We start from the raw sequence: 19,898 nt of genomic DNA, 5'->3' as shown, positions 1-19,898 counted from the left end.
GTTACAAAAATTTAAACATAAAAAAAGAGACTGCCCTTTTGAGACAGCCTCTTTTGTCAATAAACTCAAAGTGATGGTCTCCCAATAAACTGGACATTAAGTTATGATAATTTTTCATCTTAAATTTACAGTATTATGACCAGAAGAAAGTTTACATCCAAATTCAAGGTAGTTTTAGAAGCCTTGAAAGAGCGAGAATCTCTTGCCTAACTAGGACAGAAGTTTAAAGTTTCTCCACAGCAAATCAGCCTTTGGAAACGAGCATTTTTATCAGATGGCGAGGGTGTATTTAAGACCAACAAACAAACTGCGAGAGCTCTTTGAATCTTGAATTGATGCGTTTAATGGATGAATGTTATCTTAAACACCCTTATTATGGTGCTAAGAGGATGCACAAGTGGCTCACTATGGATATGCGTTACAAGGTTAATGTTAAGCGAATTACTCGCTTGTATTATGGAGTGATGGGATTGTAGTCTGTTCTCCCAGGAAAACATACGACAAAGCGAAGTAAAGAGTACAAGGTATATCCTTATTTACTGCGAAACTTGACCATCGAAAGGCCTAATCAAGTTTGGGCAACAGATATCACCTATGTGCCAATCAAGAAGGGCTTATGCGGGCGGCGTACCGCTATTTAACAGCATTTATAGACGTCTATAGTAGACAAGTACTAAGTTGGAATGTATCCAATAGCATGGATGCGGAATGGTGCAAAGAAACATTACTGGAAGCTATTGAGCTTTATGGACTTCCAGAAATCATCAATATGACGGGCACGCCTAGTGCAAGGAAGTCAATATACATTTGAGGTGTTTACTAGTTGCGTTTTAGAAAATGAAATCTAAGTATGGATGGTAAGAGCCACCGACAATGCATTTATTGAGCGACTTTGGAGAAACGTTAAGTACGAAGAAATTTATCTTAACTCTCCAGAGGATGGACTTGATTTGCATTTAAAATTGGTTGAATATTTTAACTTTTATAATAATCAAAGACGACACGAAGGAATTGAATATCAAAGACCAATTGACCTTTATCATAGTGGAAATTTAAAGTCAAAGACGATTATCCACAATATTGACACTTATGAACATAAGAAAACGGAGTCCGCAATGGAATTGAAAAAGAAAACTTTACAACAGAAGTAGTAACTTAATCTTATTGATTTTCTGTCCTAAGAATGGGGAGTACTACAGTGTGCCGGAACGTTTTCACTTATCAAACACTTTTCCTGCATGCTGATGTCCTCCTCGGAAATAGGAAAGCGTGATTGAATATAGCATAGGAGGTTTTTCATAGCGGATGGTTTTGGAAAAAGGAATTCGAGGTTTCAACAGCTTAAATGAGGAATAAATTCCAATGCCCTATTCCTCCTCACTAAACTCCAATATATCCCCAGGCTGGCAGTCTAAGGCTTTGCAGATAGCCTCAAGTGTACTGAATCGTACTGCTTTTGCTTTGCCTGTTTTTAAGATGGAGAGGTTTGATAATGTCACGCCCACTCGCTCTGAAAGTTCATTCAGGGAGATTTTACGCTTTGCCATCATCACGTCTAAGTTTACAATGATTGGCATATTTTATACGGTTAAGTCGTTTTCGTTTTGAATGGCTATGCCTCGTTTGAAAATAATGGCAATGATATAAACCACAGCCGCCATTAAGATAAATGCTTGGCTATCTGCCCAAAAAGGATTTAGATTATACGTCTCAAAACCATGATGATTTAAGCTTTTGGCCGACTGACGAGCTAAATAACTTAACATACCTATGGAGAAAGTGTAATAGCTAATTTGTGAGATTTGCTCCGACACGAATTCATTAAAAGGTTTAGCCAAATCAAAATTGCTCACAAGTTTAATAACTACATAAAAGAGGTGGGCTTTTAAAAAGGCAATCACCAAGATAAAACTATACATGCTGAAAAATGCCCATTTACCACGACTATACATATCGCTAAGGTCTAGCTTCTGATATAGGTTTTCTATAAAGGCGGGGTTATAGATAGTGAAGATAAAATTGATAAGTAAGCCCCCAGCTTCAATGCCTAAACCCACAAAGATTATCCAAGCCACTATTTTAAGAGCCGTAAAAACAAAAGTATCGCTGTTTGACATAATTGATAAATTTTAAATTATGCCGAAAGGTAATAATTATTTATTGAAAAACAATAAAAATATATTCTTTTGCGATGTGTATGTTTTGCTTATGGTTTTTGTTTTTATTCTGTATTTCCTAATATAAGTCCGAAGACTTGTTAACGTGGGTACGAGGTCAAACCTACCTGTCGGTGGATAAGAAGACCTCGGACAGCTGAGGGTTTTAATTTGTAGCTTTTTTGTGGTGGTTTTGTGGGTATTCTTGCTATTGGTTTGAAGACTGCTGAGGGCTAGTACGTGATCGGAGATTTCATACAGCTGATTGAATGAGTGGAAGTGGATTTCCTTATATAAGTCTGAAGACTTGTTAACGATAGTACGAGGTCGGAAAGATTTCGTATTGTTGATTGATCGAGTGGAAGTGCATTTCCTAATATAGGTCTTAAGACCTGTTAACGATAGTACAAGGTCGAACCTGCCTGCCCTCCATAATGGTGGATAAATCGTCTGACTGGAAGACCTCGAACAGCTTACAAATGTCATCTTTTCGATTAACGGAGGTATTTAACATGTTCTTCCAGTAAGAACTTGTTAATTTCAATATAAACAACACATATCCAGGTAAAAACTGGTTCGTTTATTTTCGAAAAAAGATAATCTGGGTCTATTATTTCTATTGACTCTAAATTTTTATCTCCACGATTGAACAAATGAAAAAAACGATTTCTTAAAGTAATAATAAATGAGCTCACATCTCCGAAGCAAATTGATATTTTACTGTTCTCGATTGTGTCGGTATGATATATTTTATGGTCAACAACACTTTTTATGGCTTTATATATTTTGACGTTTTTCTCATGTTCATCATTTAAATCTATATCAATCGATGTTTCCAACAAACTGGAATCTTCAAACATTACTTTGATAGCACTTTTTAAAAAGCCAAGTTCTCCTTTTGTATTTCCAGAGTTATTAGAGAAGATTTCTTTTAGTTTCCCGTAAGTATGCTTGAAATCATAAGTTTTCGATGCATAAATTAATGGAAAGGAAAATGAGATAACTTCTAAGATACGGTAAAGAAATATAAATGCCGTAGTGTAGTTTCCTTTTGACTGGTAAGTGAGGAAATTGCAAAATTCATTTTCCAACCGATTAAAGAACTCCTTGTTCTTTATTGAATACCTCCTGTCAAAGAAGAATTTTTCGAGGTCCTCTAGTTCGATTGAATCATTAAGAATTTCGGCCAAATTTTCTTCCGGACTACGAGAATTGTCAATTGAATAGTAAAGTCCCAAATAATTAGTTGTAAAATCTGAGATAATAGAAGTGTCATTATTCGTAACGGATACCCCTCCCATTATTATTCGAAGAATATTGTAGTTAGAGGGTGTTGAATCGGAAAGAACAAATTTATCAGAAACAGGCGATTGCCCCTCCAATGGTTTTTCGGTTATTTCAAATAATATGGACATACTAAACAGTTATTTCCGCAAATCTTTCAATCAATTCATCGCTATCCATTTGGAGCACTTCATTATAGTTAGTGATGAAGTATTTTGATAAATCTCTTCTGAATTTCCCAAGATTTACTTTAGAGGGATTTATAGCTTTAAAGGCATCTTCAAATTTTTCTATTTGCACGTTGAAATCTTCAATTGAGGTCGATCTGATTGAATCTATATTGTCCTTAATTCCTACACAGAAACCAATGAGGTTATTGGAGGTCTTTAACCATTTTTTTATTGCTTCGTTTTCATTGGCAAGCCTATCAATTTGTGCTATCACATCTTGGAATTCAACTTTTGAAGATGTGATGTTGGAATCTAAAATTCTGCCAACAAGAATTTGATCCATTTTTTCACCAATAATTTTTGTATTTTCATTATGAACATTATCTGTTAAAAAAGCCAAGTACCCTCTTGAAACATCACCGAGATTAAATGAGCCTTGAATAATTTTTTCAGACCTTTCTTTTTCAGTTTGAACAGTTATATCTAATGAAGAAAAATCAAATAACTCTTGTGTTAACATCTCAATTTGATGTCTCGGCGTCATTGGTTTTTGACCATTATTAAGAGTTATCATTCTGTAAAGCAGCATATCCTTAGAAGGGGATATTATTATGTTTAACAGAAGAGTACGGTCACCATTAAAACCTAATTGATTTTGTGCTCTCTTCAATGTGTTTAGTCTTTGAATTCCATCTAGAATGTATGCATGACTAATATTCTCTGTTACGTAAGATTCAATATTTTTAATCTCTTCGGAACTTGTATTTACAAACGCGATAGTAATCGGAGGCATTATACATCCATCTATTATGTCTCTTTCTAAACGCTTGTAGAATTTGTTGTCCAGAAGTTTTCTTTGTGCATCTAGTCTATTAACAAGAGGAAATAGGTCCTTCATTGCTTCCTTATATGTCACATCGGCTAGCAATACTTGACTCTTGATTACTTCATCTTTATATTCATTAAATATTTTCATTCTATACTTCTTTTTTTTATGCTAGCATTTAATCCAGCCGTGATAACATCTTAAACATGCATCTATTTCTTTACACGTGCAAGCGATTATAAATTCTTGTTGATATTTGTTTTCGCATTTGAATTTATGAATATGTCGTTTTTTTTACACGGCAAAAACATAATTAATATTTGGTAGTGAAATTAATTTAATTTTATCATTATCATAGGCTTAAAAATGCATAAAAAAACACCCCACCAGAAACCCGATGAGGTGCAAAAAATGGCTTAAAGAAGAACCTAAAACTTATAGCTATAGCCCAATCTTATCACTTGCGTTTCGTAATAGTTTTTGCTGGTGTAATTAAAGTTGTTTCCGGTTACTTTGGTTTTGATAACCATGGTGTTTAGGAGGTCGGTGGCGTTTAAGAAAAGCTCACCCTTGCCGCTTTGGATCAGCTTTTTCACACCTGCATCTAGCGAAAACCTGGCGTCTATGGTTCCTTGAGGTATAATATCTGGGCTTAGGTATATGGCGGTGAGCTGTGCTTCGGTGTTTTTACTAAACTTAACATTGGTGTTCAGCTTCACATTTCCTGCAAATATTTCTTGCTTAGCTGCCGTAAAAGTATTCACCACAGGGTATTGGTTTATCACCGTAAAAGCATCTATCTGGTTATGATATCCGTTCAGGTTTAAGTTCATGTTTACCTTTTCACTAAGTTCTCTGCTCAGTACCACCTCTAGGCCTGTGTTATAGCTTTTTCCTGCGTTTTGTGAGATGTTGTAAATGAGATTGCTGGCGTCTACCGTAGTACCTATTCTGGTAATGGTGCCATCAGAAATTCTATGATACAGGGCGGTGTAGAAATAGCCTTTGTCCCAGTCGTTTTTAAAGCCCAACTCAAAACTGTTGGTAAACTGTGGCTGCAAGCCAGGGTTACCCACTTTTATGATTTCGGCGTCGTCGTATTTCGGGAAAATCCTGATGTCTCCCTCGTCAGGTCGGTCTACTCTGCGGTTATAAAAAGCAGAGAGTTTGTTACGGTCGTTTAGTTTATAGGCGACTCTGGCGTTAGGGAAGGGTTGTAAATAATTGTAACCATTACTGGTATACGTATTATGGTTTGGGTCTACTGCATAGCTCAAGTTTACGTACTCCATTCTTAGTCCTAATTCCGCTTCTAGTTTTTTGACTTCGTAGGTATAGTTACCGTAAAGAGCCGGAATGGTTTCGGTATAGGTGGCTTTGCCGTCGGCACCGGTATCTAGCACAGAGTTGGTGGCGGCAGGGTTAAACTGCATATCCGTAGGGATGGTTCTTCTTCTGAATTTTACACCCGTTTCTAGCAAACCATGTTTCATAGGTCTGGTATAGTCCAGCGTAAAATCGGCCACTTTTTGGTCGGCTATTAAAAAGAACGACTCTTTATTACTAAAAGTAGGCTGGGTGTTGGTGAAGAAGTATTTCTCGTCTTCACGGTCAAAAGTATAATTAAAGCCTATGTTTAATTTACGGCCAGGCTGCTCAAATTTGTGCTCGTACGCCACAGAAGCCATGGCGGCGGTGAGTACTTCATCTTCTAAAAATTGCCAAAGTCTTAAACTCTCGCCCGTGTTTCCACTAAAAAATGGCTGGTCGCCATAATCTTTGATGCTTTCCTGAGAGAAAAGCCCTGAGATGGTTAACGTGTTTTGGTCATTCATAAACCAATCTAAACCTGCTTTTGAGGTGAAAAAATTGGTGTCTCTATTCCGCTTCATTTGCTGATTTATCACGGTGCCGTCGGCATAAGTTCTGGTGACAAATTCATTTTTGTTCAGCGTTTCGGTATAGAGGTTATCAGCTTGTAAGAAGAGATTGACTTTGTTTTTACTATAATTCAGAGCCACCGAAGGGTTGATTTTTGGCGTAGCCTGATATTGTGGACGTATGCCAGGTAGGTTTTCTCTACGCACCCATAAAGCCCCCAAACCTGTAGATAAACCTACTTTTCCGTTGAGGCCGTTTTGTTCTTCTTTTTTGAGAATAATATTGATAATACCTGCATTTCCGTTGGCGTCATATTTGGCTGAAGGATTATTAATTATTTCAATTTTGGCTACCGCAGAAGCCGGAATATTGTCCAGTCCGTTTTGGTTTCCAAAACCTGTGATAGCCGTTTGTTTGCCATCAATCAGAATGGTGACTTGGTCGTTTCCTCTGAGCTGTACTTGGCCGTTTGTGGTGGTGAGTCCAGGCAAATTATTCAAAGACTGCAGCACACTTCCGCCGCCTTGGCTAATGTTATCATCTACCGTGTAGGTTTTCTTATCCATGGTGGTGGCCACGGCATCTTGACTGGCGGTTACCACTACTTCATTAAGCTGCTGAGCGTTTTCTGTAAGGAATATAGCTCCTATGTCAATAAAATCAGAATTAGCACCCACAAAAAGCGGAGCCGCATACTTGGCATAACCCATGTAGGTCATTTCTATGATATAGTCCGCAGGTTTTACATTATCTAGGGTGAAAAGTCCTTTGTCGTTTGTGATGGTTCCAGACACAAAAGCCGAGTCAATCGCTTTTTTCAAAACCACATTCACGAAGGGTAGGGGCTCACTGCTCACCTTATCTTTTAGTGTTCCAGATACTGTAACTGATGTTTTTTGTGCCACCAAACCAAGAGGCGATAGGAGCAGGCCGAGGAATAGAATATTCTTAATCATTTGTTTGCTTTATGGTTGACATAAGTCTCGCTTTATACTTTTAGTTTTCTGAAACTTTGCTACAAAAATCGCTTACGATTTAGAAGAAATTTGGAATTTTTAGAAGACTACAGAAAATTTGTGAAATCTGTTTTCAAAAGTATAGTCCACTTGCAAGTTGTACTTACTAGCAATCTCCTTAATAATAGCAAGACCTAAGCCGCTACTGACTTTGTCTTTTGATGCGGACGCAAACCGCTGAAAGAGCTGATTTTGGTCCAATGCATTTACGCCTGAATTCGCAAGGGAAATGGAATTGCCTTCAATGTTGATATGTATCTCACCTTTATCAGAAGTGTGCCTGATGGCATTAGAAAGCAGGTTTTGGAGCAGTGTTTCCAGTAAAAAGGCATTGGAATTTATGTTTAAGCCTTCTTTTAAATGGCTTGTCACTTTTAGCTGTTTGGTACTGATATAATCTTCAAAAAGAACTAAGGCAGACTCCATGTATTCGGCTACTTTCAGTTTTTCTAGCTCGCTATATTGATGGTTTTCCACCTTGGCGAGTAGCAGCAGATTTTTGTTAATTCGTGACAATCGAGCAAGAGGAGCTTCGATACTGTTTAATAACTGTGAAATTTCTGGTGTAACACCTTTTTCCTGAATCAGTAAATCCAACTTAGATTTAAGTAAAGCAATGGGTGTTTGAAGTTCATGTGAAGCGTTTTCTGTAAATGATTTTTGCTGCTTATAGGCCGTAATATTGTTTTTTACTAAATTCTGAATGGATTTGTTCAACTCCTCAAACTCTTGAATATCGGTAAGAGGAAGGTTTAATTCTTGGTCTTTGGTAAGGTCAAAAGCTTGTAAGGAACGCAATGTTTTATAAAATGGACGCCAGCTGTTGGCTGATATTTTGCGGTTGAGCAAAATGAAACCAATGATTAAAATTACAAAAAACAGAAAAGTCACCACAGTCACCGCCAAAAGGGTTTGGTCGGCCTCTTCCACATTGGTTTCTATGGTGATTTTGTAGGGTTGTCCGTTTATTTTGAGATAGGAAATAAGTCCACGAAAACGGTCTTCGCCATCGTCCAAATCATACTCATTTGGCCGTATGGCTTCATATACGCTATCTTGCTTGCTTCGAAAATCTTCAGTTTTGGTAATGGAAACACCGGGTTGTAACTGTCCCCAAATCTGATTTATTTTTTCTAAATCTTCAGGAGTAAATGTGTTTGATTGAAGTCGATTTTTAGTATGCTGTAAGGTAAGCCAGTTGTTTTCATCCAACTCACCCACCCAAATACGGTCTACCACCAGCACATATACTGGAATACTTACCAGCAGCACCAATAGGGCGTAAATGATAAAAGCTTTAAGTGGTCTGTTAAGTAGTTTGTTCATAGTTCCCATTTGTATCCTGTTCCATAAATGGTTTTGATATAATCGCCACAGCCACTTTCTTTTAGTTTTCTTTTGAGGTTTTTCAAATGGGCATACACAAAATCGTGATTGTCAAACATGTCGGCAAAATCGCCAGAAAGGTGTTCGGCTATCGCACTTTTAGAAAGCACTCTGTTTTTGTTTCCGATAAAAAATAAAAGTAGGTCAAATTCCTTTTTGGTGAGGTTCAATGGAACCAGGTTTACCGTAACTGTCTTCGAATTTATGTCTATAGAGAGTTCGTTCTGTGAAATTACATTGGTGTTGTCAAACTGCTTTCTTCTAATGATTGAAGCTATTCTAGCTGCTAATTCGGCTTGATGAAATGGCTTTGCCAAATAGTCATCAGCACCTAACTTTAGCCCTTTTACTTTATCATCAATGGCGTTTTTGGCAGAAATGATAATGACGCCTTCTTGTTTGTTTTGCTTTTTGAGCTCATCCAGAATGATCAATCCATCGCCACCCGGAAGCATGAGGTCTAAAAGAATGCAGTCATACTCATGTGAGAAAATCCGTTCCAGGGCAGACGGGTAATCAGCTACCCACTCACAGCGGTATTGCTCACTGGTGAGGTATTTCACCATGTCTTGAGCTAAATCCGTTTCATCTTCTATTATCAAGATTTTCATGACAACAAAGAAACGAACAGATTTGGTAGAAATTTAGAATTCTCTAGAACTCCTAAATTTAGGTTTTCTAATTATCTAGTCTTTAGTAATCGGAGGAGCATACTTGTCCTTCCCATCGGTAAGCCAATCAAGTGTTACACGGGTAAACACATTCTTCTGATAATCGTCTTTTTCAAAGAACAAGCCGATGTCTCCGTTTGACAGAATAGTCATGGAAGGGTAGGCCGCACTTTCGGGGTAAATGGTTTTTCCAGTGATCCAAGTTTTCCCTTCATCATAAGAGATTTTGATGCTCATGTTTTTACGGTCAGCCTTGTCGTTGGCGTTGGCAAATAGTAATCTGTTTTTATCATAGCCATTCTTAACGGCAGTGTACCTTATGAAACTGGCATTACAATTAGGCTCGGTAAGTGGGGAGTTTGGCTCAGAAACCCAAGTTTTTCCTTCATCGGAAGAGGTGTGAATGTATCTGAATCCAAGCTCGGGTACTCTGCTATTTACCATCCAGGTGCCATCGGCTAGTTCTAAAAATTTCGATTCATCAGCTGGTTTTATTGGCGTATCAATAAAGTACCAAGTTTCGCCATGGTCCTCACTTCCAAAAAGGAACAAGCCTTTCTCTAAATTTACCAAAGTATGAATTAGCTTTCCGGTACTGGTCTGAGTACCTCTTACTGATGTGATGAATTTAAAGTCAGTGTGCCATTCGGGTTTAGTAATTTGAGCCGTAATGTCAAGCGGCTTACTCCAAGTTTTTCCATTGTCTGTACTCTTCATCACGTATAAATAATAGACATCTTTTTCAATATTTAAATTCATGTAATTAAAGAATAGAAAAATGGCTCCTGTGTTTTTGTCAACTATCATAGATGGGTCGGAAGCTGATTTGCCTAAGGGGTAATCTACTACTCTTACCGCCTGTAAAATCGGTCAATCAAAATTCTAAACATCTATAATCTAAAACCAGCAATTTAAGGAAGAATTTTGTTCGTCCTCAGACAGTACAGGGCATAATAAGGAATTCATATTATTTGATTTTTTAATAACCATTAGCAATGATTACTATAACTTCTTAAATAAGGCTGGCATCGTTTCAGGGTCAATGGAGCCCATCTCGATAAGCTCAAGGGATTCTACCATTTCCAAAGTAGATGTTTTGTATTCAAGGAAATGAGGTGTTTTCAGGTGTGCTTCATAAGCAGCCTTTGTCTCGTAAATTTCCAAAAGCTTTATTAGGTTTGGGTTTTCCTTTTCAAACATTGGGAAGATAGAAATCACACCAGGTTCGAGCCTTACAGATGCTTCCGATTCTACTTTTAAAATCGCCATGTATTCCTCTAAAAACTCAGGCTTTATTTCAATAGCCGCTATTCTCACCATCATTTTGCTGGTGTCAAAGTCTCCTTTTAAAGCAGAACTGCAAGAAGAAATAAAGATGGATGGGATTAATAATGTTAAAGCAGGTATTAAGTATTTCATTTTAGGTTTTAATCTTTGAGAACTAAATTAGTATAAAAGTAGACAGAATTTGGGAAGGCTAGCTGCTTAAAGTACCTCTTTAATTTTCAGCATAAAAAAAGACCTTTGGTCACCCAAAAGCCTTTCTTGTCAATAAACGCTAAGTTTATTTTGGCGTCACATAAAAGGAAATCTGATTCACTATTTTTCCTTCCTCATTAACTGTATGCTCAAAATGCATAGGCACTTTAACATGTTCTTTGTCTGATTTTCTTTCTAAGTGGTAGTTCCACCAAGAGTATAAAACGCCAGTGCCGCCCATTTCATATTCCATGTAATCAGGATAACCCACTTGCTCAATGCTGACAATATCAAAGCTTTCTAAAATTTTATTGGTTTGCTCTATTTGTTCTTCCAAGCTAAGCATGGCATCATCGCCAAGGTTTAAATCCCAAAAGCTTGCTTTTTCATCATAGAAGCTATAATACTTTACTCCGTCTCCATTTTCTGCGGCAGCTATCATAAGTCTCAGCATGTTAATATTTTCATGCTCGCTATAGATAATACCATTGGTTCTTTTAGAGTAAGCCCTTCTTATATTATTCCCAATTTCTGGATTCAGGTAATCTATCAGTCTTCTGATCTTATTTCCTTTGGTCAGCGTGAAGGAACGATGAAAATAAGAATCTATCTTCACGCCAGTAGTTTTGTGAACACCTTTTAGGATATCCCACGATTCTACGGTTACCGCATTATCATCCGATGGGTCTTTTAGGTATTCAAAGGCATCAGGATAAGAATCTCCCATAGCTTCTATGGAGTAGTAATCTAAATTATTAAACCAAAAACTAGCCATCGCTAAATAGCTTGCTTTGTCGTCTCCTTTACTGTATGGAGTGGAAGGAACGGCATCATAGGCTTTGAAATCGTCGGTCATCAGTTCGGCCATGGCGGCAGTATCGCCTTTGACCATTGCTTTGGTGAAGGCATCTACTATATCAATGGCAGGGTGCTCAATGTAGATAGTTCCATTTTCTTTCTTTTGGCTAAAACCTACAAACGGTAATAGCATCAACAAACATAGTGTAATTTTTCTCATGGTAGGTGTGTCGTTCTTGGTAATGCTGACAAGGCACGGTTTAGGTTTAAAACGATTGCATTTTCCCGTTTTAAATTTTTAAAACCAACCGATATTGTCCGAACACCACGTTTTATTGTCCGAAGGCCTGTAAATATTGTCCGAAAGAGAAAAAGGTATATACTGATATCCTTTAAATTCTCTCTAAATGTGGAATTTTAACCTCTTATTTCTAGTCTTTTTTTACAGAAGCAGCTATTTAAAGACATTAAGCTTACTATATACTCATACCATGAGCCTCAGTTTTTTGGTTGAGGATAAATGCTTTCTATTTTTTCTTCAGAGCTTCGCTTTCAAACAAGATACCCGCCCAGCCAGTTTTAATGAAGTTTCTAATATTTTGATGGTCAGCACCTTCTGGGTTTTCTAAAACATCTTTACGATAGTAATCACCAAAACAGGCTAATGTTTGGTCTTTGCTCAGTTGGTTTAATAAACCAAAAGCAAAAACTTTGCAAGAACCATTGTTTTCACCAACTTTATTTTCAATTTCGCCATTTTTGAAGGCGGTGGGGCTAAAGTCATAGTTAGATTCTATGAAATCTATTACTTCTTTGAATTGAATGCTTTCAGGCTTGTTTTTTATTTTTTCTATCACTGTATTTTACTTTTTCTGCGAAGATACTATTAGCGAGAAGGTGGACAAACTATTGCTATGGGATTTTGACCTTTGTTAGGAGCGACTAAAAAGAGACTTGGTGAGTTTTCCTCTGAATATTTTTTTTATAGAATTGGTAAATCTCCTGCTTGTTGGGTATTTTCTATACGGCGTTATATTGTTGAATATGATTCCTACGCCAAAAAGTATTAAGGTGCCTGATAGTACCGGAGATAACACATAGAAATATCCCAATTCTGTTATGTTATCAGAGCCAATTACTGCTATTAAGGATGTGGCACCACCAGGAGGGTGTAGTGTCTTGGTGATTTGCATGACTACAATAGACAGGGAAACGGCTAGGGGAGCTGTAATCCAAATAATGTCAGGGCAGACCTTATAAATAGTTACACCAAGAATAGCAGAAATCAAATGACCTCCAATTAAGTTTCTGGGCTGAGATAAAGGACTCTGAATGGCTCCATAGATAAGGACACTTGATGCTCCAAAAGAACCTATTAAGAAAATGTTTTCGTCTTTTGTTAAAATATAGCTTTGTAAAAATGCAATAATTGCAATCCCTATAAAAGCTCCAAGAAAAGACCAAAAGTGCTCTTTACTGTCAACTAAGGTCTCTTTATAAATGATATAACGTGAGACGCGTATTCCACGCTTAATTTTATTTTTTACCACGAGTTATATGAACTTAAAGCATTTATGAATAGCTATCTAAACAGATAGCCCACTTTAAGAATTGTAAGTTTTGTTGTACCCAAAATTAAGAAGGATTGGTGAATTTTTAGTCAAAGGAAGCATGAAGAAAGAGAGTTCAAAGACTTATACTTATAGTCTATAGATTATATAGTTTGATTAGCCTCCTTTTTAAAGTGTAATTGAAATTATTTCTTCAAAAAATCTTTTACTCTTTAGAAATTCGCCTTTTTTCTTAACAAATATACTTTTCGTGGCAGTTGTTTTAGACAAAGGAAAAGTAGTTAAATATTACATAATGTATTCGCCATCTACACTCTCAATAACAGGCGGAAGCACCGTTTCTTTACGAGTTTGCAACATGTTAATTTCAATAGTTCTACTTATTTGAGTGATAGGAATACCCGTTGGGATTTCTTCAAAAGGATTTAACAATGACTGACCAATTTTATGGGTGGTCAGAAATACATAACCTATTAAGGTACCTACAGGAATGGATAAAACCCCTACACTTTGCGAAGCTACAGCAGTGACCGTGACAATAAATACCCAAATAAAAATACTGGTGTAGTAATTATAAGTAGTAGGGAAAACGGTATTTGAAATTCGTTCTGATTTTCCCATTTCATCACAAAAATTGACCAACATTTTATTAAGTTCTAAAAATCTAAATCCGTCAATATCTCCATTCTGGTAAGCCTCATTCAGCTCCCTAGTCTGGATGGATAAAATGGCATTAGCCTTGTTAGATTCGTTAGCTATATAAGCTTGGTCTTCTTCACTTAAATACTTCAAATATTCTTTAGTGTTACTATCACGTAAGTTCTCTTTTAAAGCATATATAAAAGCTATGTGCCTGTCAATGGCTATTTTAGACATTTCAGGCTTATCTTTATAAAAGAAAAGAACCTCTCTTGCCCAAGTACGGGAGTCATTAACCAAAGCACCCCAAATTTTTCTGGCTTCCCACCATCTATCATAAGCTTGGTTATTATTAAAACCAATAAAGAAAGCTAAGGCAGTACCCAAAACAGATGGAATTAAAACGGGTAATTCTATACCAAAAGCTTGAAAACGGCTAAAAATAAAAAAAGTAAGTACGCAAGTAACTAAGTCAAAGAGAAAGTGCCTTCCGGTTCCGGAAATAATTCTGGTGATGCTTACTTTTTTTGAAATTATCATGTTATAAGTTTTAAACGAAGGCTCATTATGCACAAATATTAGTGCCTGCGGAATTAAAAGTACAGAAATGTGAGGTCATAGTACCTACGAAAAGGTATGCTTTTACTAATTTAGTCAAATCAAAACCAAGAGCATTGTCAAAAGAAAACCTTCCCGAAGTGTGGCTTAGAGGTTCTATTGCCGAAATTCCGGCATTATTGCAGCCAGCCGCTCATGCCTTACTTCAAACAGTAGAAGAACTTCATATCATACTTGAAGATATTTCTAATGAATTGTTGATACAAGAAATAGGAGGAAGAGCTACACCCTCATTTCATTTAAAACATTTGACCGGGGTTTTAGACAGAATGCTGACCTATGCCAAAGGAGAATCTCTAAGTAAAGAGCAATTTGACTACTTAAGGAATGAAAAGTTATTAGAACCAAAACCTATCAAGGAGGAATTGATTAATGCTTTTGAAACTAAAGTCAGTGAAGCCCTTATTTACTTTAAATCTTTAGATGAAGCCAAGCTTACAGAGGCAAGGGGCGTGGGTAGAAAACAATTACCTTCCACCGTTATTGGATTACTATTTCATGCAGCGGAGCATGCACAGCGGCATCTAGGCCAGCTTTTAGTAACAGTTTCGTTTTTGAAGAGTACAGCTAATTAACCCATTGTGCTAGTGAATTTTCTTTGGCCTTATATTGGGACGGAGAGACATTTTTCTTCTTTTTGAACACGCGACAGAAGTATGAGAAACTGTTAAAACCGCTGGCAAGATAGGCTTCTTTTATACTCGTTTTCTTTCTTTTAAGTACTTCTTCCGCTATTTTAATGCGTTCTTCAATAATGAAGTCGTTCGGAGAAATGCCCATTTCACTTTTGAATACTCTGTAGAAACTAGACTCGCTCATATAGGCTTTGCCGCTTAAATCTTCAACCGAAAGATGTTTAGTAATATTTTCTTTAATGAATTTGATAATAAAACTTATTCTATCATCAGTACAGTTTCCCGCGGCATTCTTTAAATGTAGACCTTTTGATTCTGTTTGAACAATCCTAATTAGAAGTTCTTGGAGCAGCGAGTCCGCAAAAATATCCTTTGAAGGATGGTTTTCGGCAAAAATGAAAATCAGTCTTTGGAGAATTTGTTGAATGGCAATATCATTAGTGAAGTGAAAATTATAGTCGGTCATTTTCCACTCTTTTCCCTCTTGCTTCGGGCTTTTTTCGTTCAAGATTTGAATAGTAGATTTTATCAAATCGGTGGAAAAAGCCAATGCCAAACACTGAGTGGGTTTAGTGGCAGTAGCCTCAGGGAAGTCTATGCACATTAATTCGTTTTGTGGTAGAATGACTGACTCTCCAGGGAAAAAATCAAAGGATTCTAAACCTTTAAGATGCATTACTTTTTTACCAGTTAGCATACTTGCTAATACCGGGTCAGGAAATTTTAACAGAACCTCTTGAGCTTGTTGATGAGTTTCAAAGATATTAAGCTCCGCATTATTTAGCGTGTGGATAGTTCTGTTTTCCACCAAGGTTTCCAGTTTTCTTCTGGAAGAGAAAGAAGATGATAATGAGAGCATATAATTCCTGTTTCTTGTGTTATAAATGTACTTAAATTGTAAAATTCTACCAAGAAATATGACTTTATGAATGGCTCTTGAACCTGTATTTGAGAGTAAAGTGAAACCTTTGAGAGAATAATGACATAGCTTGGCGTGATTTTGAAATGAACTAAGAGAATCGTGCTACTGAATGTAAATTTTCTATGATTGATTTGTATTATAATATTTATTTAATCAAACCTAACATAGATTATGTCTGACGTACAAATGATAAGCAAGACTCTTGCAAGCAAGCCAAAGTTCAAAGAGCAATACGATAATTTTATAGGAGGCAAATGGGTTGCCCCATTAAAAGGGCAATACTTTGATGCCAATTCTCCCGTAGATGGAAAAGCCTTTACCAAAGTTGCTCGTTCTACAGAGGAAGATGTCAACCTGGCTATTGATGCTGCGTGGGCAGCAGCACCACAGTGGAATAATTCTTCTGCTACGGAACGAAGCAATATGCTTCTTAAAATAGCTGATGTTATAGAAGCTAATTTAGATTTATTAGCCAGAGTGGAAACTTGGGATAATGGAAAAGCCATTAGAGAAACAAGGGCGGCAGATATGCCTTTGGCGGTTGACCATTTTAGGTATTTTGCTGGTGTTATAAGAGCAGAAGAGGGTTCGGCTTCTGAGCTAGACGCCAATACACTTTCACTTGTCATAAATGAGCCTCTTGGAGTTGTTGGTCAAATTATCCCTTGGAACTTCCCGTTACTTATGGCTACATGGAAGCTGGCTCCGGCATTAGCTGCCGGAAACTGCGTGGTTTTAAAGCCAGCAGAGCAGACGCCAGTAGGAATCATGGTATTGATGGATTTGATTAAGGATATTCTCCCATCAGGTGTTTTAAATGTAATAAATGGTTTTGGTCTAGAGGCTGGTAAACCATTGGCTTCAAGCTCTAGAATTAATAAAATAGCTTTTACTGGTGAAACTACCACTGGGCAGTTAATCATGCAATATGCCTCTAAAAACATAATTCCTGTGACACTGGAATTAGGAGGAAAGTCACCTAACGTATTTTTCAAAAGTATCATGGAGGCAGACGATGAGTTTTTTGATAAGTGTTTAGAAGGAGCTACACTTTTTGCTCTTAATCAAGGCGAAGTATGTACATGTCCGTCTAGAATATTAGTGGAAGAATCTATTGCCGATGCTTTTATTGAGAGGTTTATTGAGCGAGTAGAAGCCATCAAAATGGGCCATCCGCTAGATTCTGAAACTATGATGGGTGCTCAAGCTTCAAAAGACCAATACGAGAAAATTTTGAACTATATAGAAATAGGAAAAGAAGAAGGAGCAGAGCTTTTAACAGGTGGTGCTGCGGCCAATGTTGATGGTTTGGGAGAAGGTTATTATATAAAACCAACTGTTTTCAAAGGCAATAATAAAATGAGAATTTTCCAAGAAGAAATCTTTGGCCCAGTGGTTTGCCTTACTACGTTCAAAGACGAGGCCGAAGCCATTGAAATAGCAAATGATACCTTATACGGCTTAGGTGCTGGTGTTTGGACCAGAGATACGCATGAAGCGTACAAAGTTTCTAGAGCTATAGAAGCTGGTCGTGTATGGGTAAACTGCTACCATAATTATCCTGCACATGCTCCATTTGGAGGGTATAAGAAGTCGGGAATTGGTAGAGAGAACCACAAGATGATGTTAGGACACTACAGACAAGCTAAAAATATGTTGATTTCTTACGACAAAAAGAAGATGGGTTTCTTTTAAGAAATTAACCATAAGGAGGCTCGCTCGAGCCTCCTTATTCAGCTTAAACCTATTTAATATGAATTCAAAAAGAGTAGTAGCAACCGAAAAGGCAATTGAACTTATTAAAAAACTAAGAAAACAGTACGGCGATTTGATTTTTCATCAAAGCGGCGGCTGCTGCGATGGTTCCGCTCCTATGTGCTACCCATCGGGTGATTTTTACATAAATGAAACGGACATCCAATTAGGAGAGGTTGCAGATTGCCCTTTTTATATGGCTCGTGATCAATATGAGTATTGGAAACACACGCATCTTACCTTAGATGTAACAGAGGGGAGAGGCTCAAGTTTTTCCTTAGAAATACCTTTAGGAGTTCGTTTTATTATTAAATCTAGATTATTAACCAAAGAGGAAAGCGATTCCTTGACTTTGCAAGATTAGAAATAGAAAAGGATAGTGAGTTAAATCTCTGGAGTGTTATACCCCAGAGATTTTTTATTAATAACTTATTACTTTCAGAACTAATCCAGGTGCAGAAATATCACCATCGTCTGCCGCCATTGTACCAATTTTTTCAATTAAGTCTCCTGATAGCGTAATGCTATTTTTACCAATTTTGATTTGGTCAGAGACGTCTAAGGCTTTTGTACTCATCAAATCTTGTGCTAGAACTTTGATGTTTTTAGGTAGCTCTGTATCAAACTTAATAGTTAGTGATTTATAGAAACCAAAAATGCCAATAGGTTTGTTTATTTCAGCTTGCTGCACAGTAATGTCAGCTTTTGGATGAATCCAACTTTCTGTAGGTGTTACTCTTCCTTCGGTAGCAATCGCTAATTGACCATCGGGGAACTTGGAAGCCATGACATAAGGTGCAAGACCCGAAAATTTAACCTCTGGAAGTTTGATGTTTCTTGCCATAATAGCGGGGGCACTTTGTCTTACCATTTTGTCATAAGTTGGTTTGTACCAAGTGTCGCTATCTTTAAAAACTATACTGTCAATAAGGTTATTATCGGAAAATTGATAGCTGCCATAACCTGCCGACATAGGAGGAGCTAGGCGTTGCCAATAAGCCAGCCTATCCATCTCGTTAAGGCGTTTATCTACATGACGGTCTCCAGAAATTTGATAGTGTAAGTCTTTTCCTTTATACATTCTTGGTGTATTCATGGGGTGCCTTTTTACTGCTACTAATAGTCCTAAACCTGCCGCAATGTTACAGTCGTCCTGAATATTCAGCATGGCTTTGTATGCTGGCTCTCCGGCTGTTTGAACCAAAATGTCATGAACTCGCTGCATGGTGGTAGTGCTTACCAGCAACGGTGCAGCATCATATGTTCTGAATACATCGGTGTTTTTAATAGCTTTTAATGAAGCCTCTACTTTTTGAGTGGTTTTATCAAGAGAAGCGTCTAGTTCTTGAGAAACCTTCTCGTCTATATTATAGATGGAAGGATAAAGGTCTAAGCCAGGGATATCCCATTTTGGGTTTATAGGCCCAGCTCCTGTAATGTGCTCCAAAGTAAGCTCCGGATAAATCTCGTTTTTTATTTTAGAAGCATAATAATGTTTGGTATCACCGCCGTCTATTTTCCAGTATTCTATACCAGCATATTTACTCCACTCTACCATTCTTCTCATCTCATCTTCAGAAGGGTTTCCTCTTACCCAAAGTCCAAGACCTTTCCAACCAATGTCTTTAATGTCAACGTTCATTTGTTTGATACGTTCTTTAGGTTCTAGATGGGCGTATCTAGGAAAATCAAGGGTATCCATAATGGAAGTGAAAAATGTATTTTTCTTTATTGATTTATCTTGCCAGCCATGGTCAATCACAAAATAGTAGTCACTTCTAGTTTTTGGTAACATGATTTTAGCCATGCCTTGTTCTCCAAAAATGGTTTCTTCATTCATTTGTTCTCTGGCCGCTGGATTGGTATAAACAGTACCTGCGTCGGCTTTTTCTACGGGTTGACCAGCTAGAATGAGATAGTTTTGCCAATACCAGGTACACCAGTAATTGGCGGCAGTACTAGGTTCGGTCGGAACTAGGTTTATTTTTTCGTTTTGGACGCTGCACTGAAAAAGTACAAGCGATAATAGTAAACTAGAGAGTAGGGTTTTCATTTATGATTTCGTTTTTATACGAATCAAAAGTATGCTTC

At 37.2% G+C, this 19,898-nt stretch carries 20 protein-coding genes; 5 read left to right on the top strand and 15 right to left on the bottom strand.

What is annotated here, in order from left to right; genetic code table 11:
• Positions 1 to 616: 616 nt before the first annotated feature.
• Positions 617 to 811 (top strand): transposase family protein, encoded by a 195-nt coding sequence (locus tag AADJ06_RS06735; protein ID WP_341225645.1) that lies wholly within the window; start codon positions 617 to 619, stop codon positions 809 to 811.
• Positions 812 to 854: 43 nt separating this feature from the next.
• Entirely contained in the window at positions 855 to 1,151 is a 297-nt protein-coding gene (locus AADJ06_RS06730) for an integrase core domain-containing protein (protein ID WP_341225644.1), read from the top strand.
• Positions 1,152 to 1,367: 216 nt separating this feature from the next.
• On the opposite strand, the gene AADJ06_RS06725 is transcribed toward AADJ06_RS06730, so the two are convergent.
• The 13 genes from AADJ06_RS06725 to AADJ06_RS06665 all read right to left on the bottom strand — a co-directional run bounded on the left by AADJ06_RS06725 (position 1,368) and on the right by AADJ06_RS06665 (position 14,417).
• Positions 1,368 to 1,577 carry a helix-turn-helix transcriptional regulator gene (locus AADJ06_RS06725; RefSeq protein WP_341225643.1) on the bottom strand — a complete coding sequence of 70 codons (210 nt, stop codon included), beginning with the start codon at positions 1,575 to 1,577 and terminating at the stop codon, positions 1,368 to 1,370.
• 3 nt (positions 1,578 to 1,580) lie between these two features.
• A complete protein-coding gene (locus tag AADJ06_RS06720; protein WP_341225642.1) occupies positions 1,581 to 2,117 on the bottom strand; it encodes a DUF2975 domain-containing protein in 537 nt (178 codons plus the stop codon).
• Positions 2,118 to 2,650: 533 nt separating this feature from the next.
• Positions 2,651 to 3,571, bottom strand: a complete 921-nt coding sequence (locus tag AADJ06_RS06715; protein WP_341225641.1) for a hypothetical protein — start codon at positions 3,569 to 3,571, stop codon at positions 2,651 to 2,653.
• Position 3,572: 1 nt separating this feature from the next.
• On the bottom strand, positions 3,573 to 4,586 hold the full coding sequence (locus tag AADJ06_RS06710; RefSeq protein ID WP_341225640.1) for a hypothetical protein: 1,014 nt from the start codon (positions 4,584 to 4,586) through the stop codon (positions 3,573 to 3,575).
• Between the two features lie 278 nt (positions 4,587 to 4,864).
• Positions 4,865 to 7,273, bottom strand: coding sequence for a TonB-dependent receptor (locus AADJ06_RS06705; RefSeq protein WP_341225639.1), 2,409 nt, complete (start codon positions 7,271 to 7,273; stop codon positions 4,865 to 4,867).
• A 99-nt stretch (positions 7,274 to 7,372) separates the two neighbouring features.
• Complete coding sequence (locus tag AADJ06_RS06700; RefSeq protein WP_341225638.1) at positions 7,373 to 8,659, bottom strand: HAMP domain-containing sensor histidine kinase; 1,287 nt, start codon at positions 8,657 to 8,659, stop codon at positions 7,373 to 7,375.
• Positions 8,656 to 9,330: a response regulator transcription factor gene (locus AADJ06_RS06695; RefSeq protein ID WP_341225637.1), complete on the bottom strand. Its 675-nt coding sequence runs from the start codon at positions 9,328 to 9,330 to the stop codon at positions 8,656 to 8,658. The genes AADJ06_RS06700 and AADJ06_RS06695 overlap by 4 nt, the downstream gene beginning before the upstream one ends.
• Before the next feature lie 75 nt (positions 9,331 to 9,405).
• Positions 9,406 to 10,257, bottom strand: a complete 852-nt coding sequence (locus tag AADJ06_RS06690; RefSeq protein ID WP_341225655.1) for a sialidase family protein — start codon at positions 10,255 to 10,257, stop codon at positions 9,406 to 9,408.
• Positions 10,258 to 10,392: 135 nt separating this feature from the next.
• The gene (locus AADJ06_RS06685; protein ID WP_341225636.1) at positions 10,393 to 10,809 is read right to left on the bottom strand and encodes an antibiotic biosynthesis monooxygenase family protein; all 417 of its coding nucleotides are present in this window, start codon (positions 10,807 to 10,809) and stop codon (positions 10,393 to 10,395) included.
• 145 nt (positions 10,810 to 10,954) lie between these two features.
• On the bottom strand, positions 10,955 to 11,887 hold the full coding sequence (locus AADJ06_RS06680) for a hypothetical protein (RefSeq protein WP_341225635.1): 933 nt from the start codon (positions 11,885 to 11,887) through the stop codon (positions 10,955 to 10,957).
• Positions 11,888 to 12,194: 307 nt separating this feature from the next.
• Positions 12,195 to 12,524: a HopJ type III effector protein gene (locus AADJ06_RS06675; protein ID WP_341225634.1), complete on the bottom strand. Its 330-nt coding sequence runs from the start codon at positions 12,522 to 12,524 to the stop codon at positions 12,195 to 12,197.
• A 75-nt stretch (positions 12,525 to 12,599) separates the two neighbouring features.
• Positions 12,600 to 13,217, bottom strand: a complete 618-nt coding sequence (locus AADJ06_RS06670; RefSeq protein WP_341225633.1) for an HPP family protein — start codon at positions 13,215 to 13,217, stop codon at positions 12,600 to 12,602.
• A gap of 309 nt (positions 13,218 to 13,526) precedes the next feature.
• Entirely contained in the window at positions 13,527 to 14,417 is an 891-nt protein-coding gene (locus tag AADJ06_RS06665; protein ID WP_341225632.1) for a bestrophin family ion channel, read from the bottom strand.
• Positions 14,418 to 14,458: 41 nt separating this feature from the next.
• Between AADJ06_RS06665 and AADJ06_RS06660 the strand changes: the two genes are divergently transcribed.
• Positions 14,459 to 15,070, top strand: a complete 612-nt coding sequence (locus tag AADJ06_RS06660; RefSeq protein ID WP_341225631.1) for a DinB family protein — start codon at positions 14,459 to 14,461, stop codon at positions 15,068 to 15,070.
• Here the strand turns inward: AADJ06_RS06660 and AADJ06_RS06655 are convergent.
• Positions 15,063 to 15,989 carry an AraC family transcriptional regulator gene (locus AADJ06_RS06655; RefSeq protein ID WP_341225630.1) on the bottom strand — a complete coding sequence of 309 codons (927 nt, stop codon included), beginning with the start codon at positions 15,987 to 15,989 and terminating at the stop codon, positions 15,063 to 15,065. The genes AADJ06_RS06660 and AADJ06_RS06655 overlap by 8 nt on opposite strands.
• A 234-nt stretch (positions 15,990 to 16,223) precedes the next feature.
• Here AADJ06_RS06655 and AADJ06_RS06650 point away from each other — a divergent pair, with 234 nt between their 5' ends.
• Positions 16,224 to 17,747 carry an aldehyde dehydrogenase family protein gene (locus AADJ06_RS06650; protein WP_341225629.1) on the top strand — a complete coding sequence of 508 codons (1,524 nt, stop codon included), beginning with the start codon at positions 16,224 to 16,226 and terminating at the stop codon, positions 17,745 to 17,747.
• Positions 17,748 to 17,805: 58 nt separating this feature from the next.
• Complete coding sequence (locus AADJ06_RS06645) at positions 17,806 to 18,171, top strand: DUF779 domain-containing protein (RefSeq protein ID WP_341225628.1); 366 nt, start codon at positions 17,806 to 17,808, stop codon at positions 18,169 to 18,171.
• Between the two features lie 57 nt (positions 18,172 to 18,228).
• Here the strand turns inward: AADJ06_RS06645 and AADJ06_RS06640 are convergent, their stop codons facing one another.
• Positions 18,229 to 19,860: a hypothetical protein gene (locus AADJ06_RS06640; protein ID WP_341225627.1), complete on the bottom strand. Its 1,632-nt coding sequence runs from the start codon at positions 19,858 to 19,860 to the stop codon at positions 18,229 to 18,231.
• Between the last annotated feature and the right edge of the window lie 38 nt (positions 19,861 to 19,898).

Source organism: uncultured Arcticibacterium sp., from assembly GCF_964021845.1.
GTDB lineage: Bacteria > Bacteroidota > Bacteroidia > Cytophagales > Spirosomataceae > Arcticibacterium.
This window is presented reverse-complemented; position numbering and strand designations above follow the sequence as displayed.

Coding starts and splice junctions, on each gene's coding strand:
- AADJ06_RS06640 (WP_341225627.1), bottom strand. CDS start 19,860: ATGAAAACCCTACTCTCTAGTTTACTATTATCGCTTGTACTTTTTCAG.
- AADJ06_RS06665 (WP_341225632.1), bottom strand. CDS start 14,417: ATGATAATTTCAAAAAAAGTAAGCATCACCAGAATTATTTCCGGAACC.
- AADJ06_RS06685 (WP_341225636.1), bottom strand. CDS start 10,809: ATGAAATACTTAATACCTGCTTTAACATTATTAATCCCATCCATCTTT.
- AADJ06_RS06655 (WP_341225630.1), bottom strand. CDS start 15,989: ATGCTCTCATTATCATCTTCTTTCTCTTCCAGAAGAAAACTGGAAACC.
- AADJ06_RS06705 (WP_341225639.1), bottom strand. CDS start 7,273: ATGATTAAGAATATTCTATTCCTCGGCCTGCTCCTATCGCCTCTTGGT.
- AADJ06_RS06680 (WP_341225635.1), bottom strand. CDS start 11,887: ATGAGAAAAATTACACTATGTTTGTTGATGCTATTACCGTTTGTAGGT.
- AADJ06_RS06730 (WP_341225644.1), top strand. CDS start 855: ATGGTAAGAGCCACCGACAATGCATTTATTGAGCGACTTTGGAGAAAC.
- AADJ06_RS06645 (WP_341225628.1), top strand. CDS start 17,806: ATGAATTCAAAAAGAGTAGTAGCAACCGAAAAGGCAATTGAACTTATT.
- AADJ06_RS06720 (WP_341225642.1), bottom strand. CDS start 2,117: ATGTCAAACAGCGATACTTTTGTTTTTACGGCTCTTAAAATAGTGGCT.
- AADJ06_RS06695 (WP_341225637.1), bottom strand. CDS start 9,330: ATGAAAATCTTGATAATAGAAGATGAAACGGATTTAGCTCAAGACATG.
- AADJ06_RS06715 (WP_341225641.1), bottom strand. CDS start 3,571: ATGTCCATATTATTTGAAATAACCGAAAAACCATTGGAGGGGCAATCG.
- AADJ06_RS06710 (WP_341225640.1), bottom strand. CDS start 4,586: ATGAAAATATTTAATGAATATAAAGATGAAGTAATCAAGAGTCAAGTA.
- AADJ06_RS06700 (WP_341225638.1), bottom strand. CDS start 8,659: ATGAACAAACTACTTAACAGACCACTTAAAGCTTTTATCATTTACGCC.
- AADJ06_RS06735 (WP_341225645.1), top strand. CDS start 617: ATGCGGGCGGCGTACCGCTATTTAACAGCATTTATAGACGTCTATAGT.
- AADJ06_RS06725 (WP_341225643.1), bottom strand. CDS start 1,577: ATGCCAATCATTGTAAACTTAGACGTGATGATGGCAAAGCGTAAAATC.
- AADJ06_RS06650 (WP_341225629.1), top strand. CDS start 16,224: ATGTCTGACGTACAAATGATAAGCAAGACTCTTGCAAGCAAGCCAAAG.